Here is a 6,874-nt window from a genome sequence, read left to right on the forward strand (position 1 = left end):
TCCCGGAGGCGGGCATCCGCTTCATCTCCGTCGCGCACGAACAGGCGGCCGCGCACGCGGCCGACGGGCTGGCGCGGGTCACGGGAAGGCCCCAGGCCTGCATCGCCCAGAACGGCCCCGGCGCGGCCAACTTCGTCTCCGCGATCGCGGCCGCCTTCTGGGCGCACTCCCCCGTCGTCGCGATCACCCCGGAAACGGGATCGCTCGGCATCGGCACCGGAGGTTTCCAGGAACTCGACCAGATGCCGATGTTCGAGGCGCAGACCGTCTTCCAGGTGCGCGTCAACCGCCCCGAGCGCATGGGCGAACTGGCGCGGCGCTGCTTCTACCGCGCCAAGCTCGAACTCGGCCCCACGCACCTCAACATCCCCCGGGACTACTTCTACGGCGACATCGAGGAGGAGATCTTCGCGACCCCCGTCCTCGGCCCCGGCCGGCCTCCCCGGCGGGACATCGAGGAAGCGGTCCGGATCCTGAGCGGCGCCCGCTATCCGGTCATCGTCTCCGGGGGAGGGGTCAGCCAGGGGGACGCGCTCGCGGAAGTCACGGCGCTGGCCGAGCACCTGAGCGCCCCGGTGGTCAACACGTACCTGCACAACGACACCTTTCCCTACAGCCACGAACTGGGGTGCGGGCCGATCGGCTACTGCGGGTCGAAGGCCGCCATGCGTACGATCGCCAAGGCGGACGTGGTGCTGGCGCTCGGGACCCGGCTCGGGGTCTTCGGCCTGCTGCCGCAGTACGACATGACCTACTGGCCCGAAGACGCCACGCTCATCCAGGTGGACCGGGACGCCCGACAGTGGGGGATGAGCAAGATCCCCGCCCTCTTCTCCGTCGCGGACGTGAAAGAGTACGCCGTCGAACTGCTCGACGAACTGAGGAAGGCGCGGCCGAACCCCGGGCGGAACGAGGCGCGCATCGCCGACGTCGCCCGCGAGAAGCGGACTTGGGACGAGGAACTCGAGGAATGGTCTTCGTCCACCAGCGCCCTCATGCACCCCCGGCGCTTCCTGTGGGAGTTCACGCGCGCGCTGCCCGACGACGCGCTCGTGACCACGGACATCGGCAACACCTGCTCGATCACCAACGGATACCTCCGCTTCGACGGCCCGCGGCAGCACCTCGCCGCGCTCACGTGGGGGAACTGCGGCTTCGCGTACGGCGCCGCGCTGGGCGCCAAGGTCGGCAATCCGGCGGCTCCCGTGTTCGCGATTCAGGGGGATGGCGCGTGGGGCATCAGCGGCATGAGCGAGGTGATGACGGCGGTGCGCGAGGAGATCCCGGTCATCGCCATCGTCATCAACAACCACGAGTGGGGCGCCGAGAAGAAGAACCAGATCGATTTCTACGACCATCGCTTCGTGGGCACCGACCTCAGCGCCAACCCGGACTTCGCCAAGGTGGCCGAGGCGATGGGCGCGAGGGGCTACACGGTCGAAGACTATCGCGATGTGCAGGACGTGGTGCGCGACGCGGTGGAGGCGGCGGCGAGTGGCCGGCCGTGCGTCATCAACGCGGTCGTCGAGGGAGGCGCCAACGTGCTCGCGGAGCCGTTCCGCCGGGACGCGCTCGCGATGCCCACCCGCCACCTGGAGAAGTACGCGCACCTCAGCCTGAGCTAGCAGGCCGAGCCAGCCGGGCCGCGGCGGCCCGCGAGGAGAAAGAGAGCCGGATGTCCGACACACAGGCGTTGCTGGCGGACTACGACGTCCAGGACGTCATCGAGAAGGACCGCAAGCACCTCTGGCACCACCTGTTCCAGCACAGCGTCTTCGAGACGCAGGATCCGCAGGTGTTCGTGGAGGGCCGCGGCGCGCGGGTCCGCGACATCCACGGGAAGGAGTACCTGGACGGGACCTCGGGCGGCGTCTGGTGCGTGAACGTCGGCCACGGGCGCGAGAGCATCGCGCGGGTCGTCTACGAGCAGTTGGCGCGGCTGCCGTACTATGCGGGCGTGGTCGGCACGGTCCCGGCCGCCCAATATGCGAGCGCGCTGGCCGAGTGGCTGCACGGCCTGGATCACATCTTCTTCGCCAACAGCGGCTCGGAGGCGAACGAGAAGGCGATCAAGATGGTGCGCCAGATCGCCCACCTGAGCGGGAGTCGCAAGTCGAAGGTCCTGTACCGGGACCGCGACTATCACGGCACCACCATCGCCTGCCTCGCCGCCAGCGGACAGGAGGAGCGCAAGGAGGCCTACGGGCCCTTCCCGGACGGATTCTCGGGGATTCCGCACGCGATGTGCTACCGCTGTCCCTTCGACAAGACGTATCCGGACTGCAACATCGAGTGCGCGCGCGCCCTCGGCGACGCGATCGAGGAGGAGGGGCCGGGCACGGTGGGGGCCGTGATCCTCGAGCCGATCACCGCGGGCGGGGGCGTCATTCCTCCGGTCGAGGAATATTATCCTATTATCCGCGAGATCTGCGACAACTATGACGTCATGCTGATTATCGACGAAGTCGTGTGCGGGTTCGGGCGCACGGGGACGATGTTCGGGTTCGAGCACTATGACTTCGTCCCGGACATCGTCACGATGGCCAAGGGCATGGCCAGCTCCTACGCGCCGATCTCCGCCGCGGCGGTGCGCGGCGAGGTGTTCGACCGGTTCCTGGGCGATCCGGGCGACCGCTTCCACTACTTCAGGGACATCAGCACCTACGGCGGTTGCACCGTCGGGTTCGCGGCCGCGCTCGAGAACCTGCGCATCATCGACGACGAGGACCTGATCGAGAACAGCCGCGCGGTGGGGGCCTACCTCCAGGACCGCCTGCGGGAGCTGCTCGACCACGACCACGTCGGCGACATCCGCGGCCGGGGCCTGTTCGCCGGCGTGGAACTGGTGGAGGACAAGGCGACGAAGGCGCCCGTGAGCGAGGACGTCATGGCGGCCGTGGTGGGCAGGGCCGCCCGGGAGGGCGTGCTGGTCGGCCGGACCACGCGCAGCATCCCCGGCCTGAACAACACGGTGACCATCGCTCCGCCCCTCATCGTGACCCGGTCGGACATCGACGAGCTGGTCGAGGCCGTGAAGACGGGCATCGAATTCGGCTGCCGGGATCTCTGAGTGGACACGGACAGGGCCAGAGCCAGGGACACGGCCAGGGACAGGGAAGCCGGCTTCGATATCCGGGAGGACTTCCAGCGTTTCTCACAGAGGGACGACATCTTCTGCCGCTCCTTCTGGGACCCGGAGGTGCGCACGCACCGCTCGGACATGTTCTACGAGACGTACCGCACGCCGAAGCTGACCTGGCGGTCCGTTGACGGCTTCACCCAGCGCGACTACGCGCTGCGCAACGCGTCCTGGCACGTGACGGACATCTTCGCGGAACTGCGGGACGGCGACGACCGCCGCGAAGGCTTCCTCGACCCGTACACCAGCGTTCGGGAGGGTCCGGGCCACACGCTGCCGGTGGAGTCTCCCGAGGAGATGGCGCGCGAGATCAAGCAGGCCGCGAAGACGCTGGGCGCCGACCTGGTGGGGGTCACCGGGAACGACGAGCGGTGGCTCTACACGCACGCCTACAGCCGCGAGAACGAGCACGAGAAACCGCAGGAGATCTCCACCGATCTCGAGAACGTGATCGTGATCGCGCAATCCATGGACCGGGAACTGCTGAGCACGGCGCCTTCCGCGCTCAGCGGCACCGCGACGGGCGCCACCTACTCGCGGGACACGATCGTGCTGCTGGCGATCGCCCAGTACATCGTCAACCTCGGCTACCGCGCCGTGGCCAGCATGAACGACTCGGCGCTGGTCATCCCGCTCGCAATCCAGGCCGGGCTCGGCGAGTACGGGCGCCACGGTCTCCTCATCACCCGCGAGTACGGTCCCCGCGTGCGGCTCGGCAAGGTGTTCACCGACATGCCGCTCGCCCACGACCGGCCCGCCCGCTTCGGCGTGAAGGAGACGTGCGACCTCTGCCGCGCCTGCACGAAGGGCTGCCCCGCCGGGGCCATCGCCGACGGCGAACCGTCCTCGCGGGTCCACAACCGCTCGAACATCCAGGGCATCCGAAAGTGGACCACGGATGCCGAGAAGTGCTTCCGCTTCTGGGCCAACCAGAACACCGACTGCTCGATCTGCATCCGCGTCTGCCCGTACAACCGCGACTATCGGGACCGGTGGAGTCGGGTGTGGCGCTGGCTGGCGGGCACGCGGCTACGGGGACTCGCGCTGTGGCTGGACCGCGTCGGCGGCCGCGGCGAGCGCCTCAAACCGTCCCGCTGGTGGGCGGCGCCCGGCGAAGCCTGACGGAGCGCCTCAGCTAGCGCCGCAACTCGACGAAGCGTCGCAGCCGGCGGACCGCCAGCGAGAGGCCGGTCCACACCATGAGCGCGGCCGCCAGCGAGAAGAGTCCCGCCAGCAGTTGCCCCGGCAGCCCCCAGTACTCACCCGTGTGCGCGTAGCGCAGGAACTGCTGGGCGCGCCGCGCCGGCGTGTCGTCGGCGAAGGACTCCCACGCGCGCACGGCGCCGGAGGTGGCATCCAGGGTGAGCAGGCCGGCCCTCTGAGGCTGGCCCGCGCGCCCTCCCCGCACTTCGACGCGGATTTCGGGGTCCGTGGGGCGCGGCATGTGCAGGATCAGGGTCCGCCACTCCGGCGCCCATGCCTCGGCGGTGGCGAGCGCGGCGCGGAGGTCCGGATCCGGGGCGCGACGGGCGTCCCCCGAAATCGCCGTCCCCTCGACTTCCGTCCCCTCGATTTCCGTCCTCTCGATTCCCACGCCTTCGGACGCCGACTCGGCCGGCCACGCCCCGGCGGGCACGAGGCTGCCCACCGCGGGATAGACTCGGTCCCCCACGGCCGGATACGACGTGGCGACCCCGGTTGTCGCGATCACGGCCAGGGGCAGGACGGACCAGATCCCGACGACCTGGTGCCAGTTGAGGTCGCGCTTGGCGCCCTTTGTCCCGCGACGGAGAAGGAGCGCTTTGGCGAGCGACCGCCGGGTGACGGGCCGCGGGATCCACAGGATCGGTCCGGTGAGCAGCAGAAAGAGGAAGGCCAGGTTGACCGCTCCGGTCACGGCCCGCGCCCGGCGCACCGAGCCTCCCGAGACGTTGAACCAGCGGTGCCAGTTGTGGTTGGCCTCGAAGAACCGCTCGAGGCCGCCGGGTCCCCTCGCCAGCACGCGCCCCGTGTACGGATCGACCAGGGCGGAGAGGTCCTGTCCCTCGTGGACGCGCACGGGCGCACGTGGATCCGACCGATAGCTCAGCGAAGTCGCCGTGAGCCCCGCCGCCAGCGCGACCCCCTCCGGACGCAGCCGTTCGGCGCCTTCCGGCGCGGGCACGAAGTACCGCCGCTCCGATAGCCCCGTCACCGTCTCCTCCAGCGACAGCACCGCCCCCGTCCCCGCCAGCATGAGGATGACCAACCCGGCCGCCACGGCCACCGTGAGGTGCAGCCAGAAGACGATGGTCCGGATCATCGCAGCATCTCCGCCACGCCGCAGCCGGTCGCGCCTGTCCGCCCCTTATCCGCCCGGGTTCAGCGTCACGTAGCGCTCGAACCGCGCGACCTCGTTCTCGTCCACGTACTTCCCGATCTCGCGCCGGAACTGCTCCAGGTCGGTGTACGGGCGGTACTCCTCGAACTCGTGGGCCATGCGTTCGCTCATCCCCGGCACCGCCATGATCTCTTCGCGGGTGGCGCTGTTCAGGTCGATCGGGACGTACACGTAGCGCGCGAGCCGCTCGACCTCCTCCTCGTCCACGTACTTCCCGATCTCCATGCGGAACTCGCCCATGTCCACGTACGGGCGGTACTCCTCGAACTCGTGCGCCATCCGATCCCCCACGCCCGGGATCAGCAGGATCTCGTCGTTCGTCACGTCGTTGAGGTTGATCGGCAGCCAGAGCGCGCCGTACGCCGCCAGCGCCGCCTCGCCCCCAACCGCCTCCGCCAGCGCCGCGTGAAGATCCGCCGCGCGCAGGTACGGCCGTCCGCCGACCACCGCCCGGGCCACGTCGGCCGTGATCCCCGGGACTGCGGTCAACTCGTCTTCACTGGCGAGGTTGGGGTTCAGGAGAGCGGCCGTTGCGGCATCGTCGGTGGCATCCGTATCGCCCATGGCCTCGGTGGACGCTGCGGCGGCAGGCTCGGACGCCGTCGCGGCCGGTTCGGACTCCGCCGTATCGTCGCCTCCGCCGGCACAGCCGGACGACAGCACGGGAATCATGATGAAAGCGAGCAGTGCGCTGCGACTGCGGGACATGCTTCCTCCGTTACTGGATTAGAATGAGATTCATTCTCAACTGGGTGCAAGATCCACGCGCCATGCGGTCAGGTCAAGCCAACTACGGCGGCGAGCGGATGTTCCCCGGCGTTCCCGCGGGAACGTCCCGGCGTTGAAGGTCGCGTTGAAGGTCGCGTTGAGACCGCGTTGAGAGGCAACCCGAACATTTACCGAAGATCGGGGTATGAAACTGAGAGGCACGAAGCGGGAGCCGCAAACCGTGCCGCCTGCCCCCTGGAACCCTGAGATTCGGATGAGAACGCCATGCCCGTCACGCCCGACGCCCCTGATGCCTCCACCCCCGATGCCTCGACCGCTGATGCCTCGAACGCTGCGGTCTCGCACCCCGCGGTCTTGAACGGCGACCCCGTCGGCGACGAGATCGCCGAACTCTGCGCCCACCTCGACGCCGCCCAGTATCGGCTCCTGACCCTGCTGCGCCGCTTCGACGAGGAGGAACGCTGGAGCGGGTGGCGCTCCTGCGCCCACTGGCTCAACTGGCGCGCCGGGATCTCCCTCGGCGCGGCTCGCGAGCGGCTGCGGGCGGCCCGCTGCCTCGCCGAGCTGCCGTTGACCTCGGCCGAGATGGAGAAGGGGCGGCTCTCCTGGTCCAAGGTCCGGGCGTT

6 protein-coding genes are annotated in these 6,874 nt (G+C 69.3%); 4 read left to right on the top strand and 2 right to left on the bottom strand.

Features of this window, described 5'->3' with window-relative positions:
- From xsc to OXN85_06335, 3 genes are all read left to right on the top strand, one after another.
- Positions 1-1,625, top strand: a 1,625-nt coding sequence (xsc, locus tag OXN85_06325) for a sulfoacetaldehyde acetyltransferase (GenBank protein ID MCY3599567.1), incomplete at its 5' end; no start/stop codon positions are given.
- A 50-nt stretch (positions 1,626-1,675) separates the two neighbouring features.
- A complete protein-coding gene (locus OXN85_06330; GenBank protein ID MCY3599568.1) occupies positions 1,676-3,070 on the top strand; it encodes an aminotransferase class III-fold pyridoxal phosphate-dependent enzyme in 1,395 nt (464 codons plus the stop codon).
- Positions 3,071-4,261, top strand: a complete 1,191-nt coding sequence (locus OXN85_06335) for a 4Fe-4S dicluster domain-containing protein (protein MCY3599569.1) — start codon at positions 3,071-3,073, stop codon at positions 4,259-4,261.
- A 13-nt stretch (positions 4,262-4,274) separates the two neighbouring features.
- Here OXN85_06335 and OXN85_06340 read toward each other — a convergent pair whose 3' ends face one another.
- Positions 4,275-5,441: a PepSY-associated TM helix domain-containing protein gene (locus tag OXN85_06340; protein ID MCY3599570.1), complete on the bottom strand. Its 1,167-nt coding sequence runs from the start codon at positions 5,439-5,441 to the stop codon at positions 4,275-4,277.
- Positions 5,442-5,486: 45 nt separating this feature from the next.
- Positions 5,487-6,227 (bottom strand): helix-hairpin-helix domain-containing protein, encoded by a 741-nt coding sequence (locus OXN85_06345; GenBank protein ID MCY3599571.1) that lies wholly within the window; start codon positions 6,225-6,227, stop codon positions 5,487-5,489.
- Positions 6,228-6,512: 285 nt separating this feature from the next.
- Between OXN85_06345 and OXN85_06350 the strand changes: the two genes are divergently transcribed.
- Positions 6,513-6,874 (top strand): DUF222 domain-containing protein (locus tag OXN85_06350; GenBank protein MCY3599572.1); only part of this gene is annotated, 362 nt, incomplete at its 3' end.

It is taken from the genome of Candidatus Palauibacter australiensis (genome assembly GCA_026705295.1).
In the GTDB taxonomy this organism is placed as follows: Bacteria; Gemmatimonadota; Gemmatimonadetes; order Palauibacterales; family Palauibacteraceae; genus Palauibacter; species Palauibacter australiensis.

Bases quoted from the DNA above. Each gene is read 5' to 3' on its own strand.
- OXN85_06330 (MCY3599568.1), top strand. From the start codon at position 1,676: ATGTCCGACACACAGGCGTTGCTGGCGGACTACGACGTCCAGGACGTC.
- OXN85_06340 (MCY3599570.1), bottom strand. From the start codon at position 5,441: ATGATCCGGACCATCGTCTTCTGGCTGCACCTCACGGTGGCCGTGGCG.
- OXN85_06345 (MCY3599571.1), bottom strand. From the start codon at position 6,227: ATGTCCCGCAGTCGCAGCGCACTGCTCGCTTTCATCATGATTCCCGTG.